This is a genomic window from Mesorhizobium sp. M4A.F.Ca.ET.022.05.2.1 (assembly GCF_003998845.1).
Classification (GTDB): domain Bacteria; phylum Pseudomonadota; class Alphaproteobacteria; order Rhizobiales; family Rhizobiaceae; genus Mesorhizobium.
This window is the reverse complement of the sequence record NZ_RZOJ01000729.1, coordinates 1-1,216: the sequence shown is the minus strand read 5'-3', so window position 1 is coordinate 1,216 and position 1,216 is coordinate 1. Positions and strand designations below refer to the sequence as shown.

2 protein-coding genes are annotated in these 1,216 nt (G+C 67.8%); both read right to left on the bottom strand.

The genetic code is table 11. The features are described 5' to 3' along the window. A partial coding sequence (locus EN745_RS34950; RefSeq protein ID WP_189363272.1) for a P1 family peptidase occupies nucleotides 1-525 on the bottom strand: 525 nt, incomplete at its 3' end. 110 nt (nucleotides 526-635) lie between these two features. Next, a partial coding sequence (locus EN745_RS34945; RefSeq protein ID WP_281034808.1) for an exodeoxyribonuclease VII large subunit occupies nucleotides 636-1,216 on the bottom strand: 581 nt, incomplete at its 5' end.

Below are 1,216 nucleotides of genomic sequence, written 5' to 3'. Positions count from 1 at the left end.
GACGGCAGCGCTGTCGAGGGCGCCGGCCACATCGTCGAAGCTGACATGATGGCCATTGATGTCGTTGAGGAAGCCGTCATAGGTCTCCGCCGCCACCGGCAGGCCCCAGCCTGTGTCGAGCGCGGCCGGCAGCACCTTGTGCATCCAGCGCAGCGTGCCGTCGCGGGTGACGCCGCAGGAATGCGTGTTGGTGATGGTGACCGGGAAATTGAAGGCGCCGGTTTCCTCGATGATGTGCGACCCCGTCAGCTCGCCATTGCCGTTCTGGCTGAAGACCCCGGCAAGGACCGGCGTGGCGAGTTCCGCCTTCGGCCTGGGCAGGATGGCGGTCACGCCGGTGCGTACCGGCCCCTTGCCGACGACCAGCGGCCCGTCGCCCGAGATCAGCGTCGTGTAGCCCACTGACACGCCGGCCACGTCGGTGATGGCGTTGGACTCGCCCGGCGTGCCGTCGAAGCCGATGCCGAAATATCGGGCGCGTGGCCTTCCCGACGGCGTCGCAAGGTGCGGATCATGTCCTGTCATGCCGTACCTTAGAGCAATTCCAGGAAAAGTGCGTAGCGGTTTTCCATCCGGAATTGCGTCAAACCAAATACTTAGGGCGGTTCAGCGATTACATGAAAGGTTGACCGGCGCTAGAACAACGAGCCTTGATTGCCCGGCTCCTTGGTCTTGGCAGCGGGCTTGGCAGGCGCCTTCGGCCGCGCGGCGCCGCTGGTGGCGATCGCGTCGGCGCTGCCGTCGGCGAATTCCAGCGACAGCGCCGCCCCCGGCGCGACGTCCGCCGCCAGCTTGATCACCGCGCCTTCGGCATCCTTGACCAGCGCGAAGCCGCGCGCCAGCACCGCCTTGTGCGAAAGCGTCGACAAAAGCCGGTCGGCCTGGGTCAGGCTCGCGCGCAACCGGTCCAGCCTTCGCGCAATCGCATGGTCCTGGCGCCGTGTCAGCCCGGTCAGAGCATCGGCCTGCACCTTCTGTCGTCTTGCGATCGGCGCCGGCGACAGCCGTGCAGCGGTACGTTTGAACCGTGCCCGCCTTTCGCGCACGATGGCGAAGAAGGCAGCCTTCGCGCGCGCCAGATCGCGGCCGGTCAGCGTGCGCGCCTCGTTGATGCGGCGGGACAGTGTGGCGGGGGTCAGCCGCCGCCGCTCCAGCCTTGCCCGCTTGCGCTCGATGCTCACCGTCAGCGCCCGGGCGAGCCGGCTCGTCGCCTCGT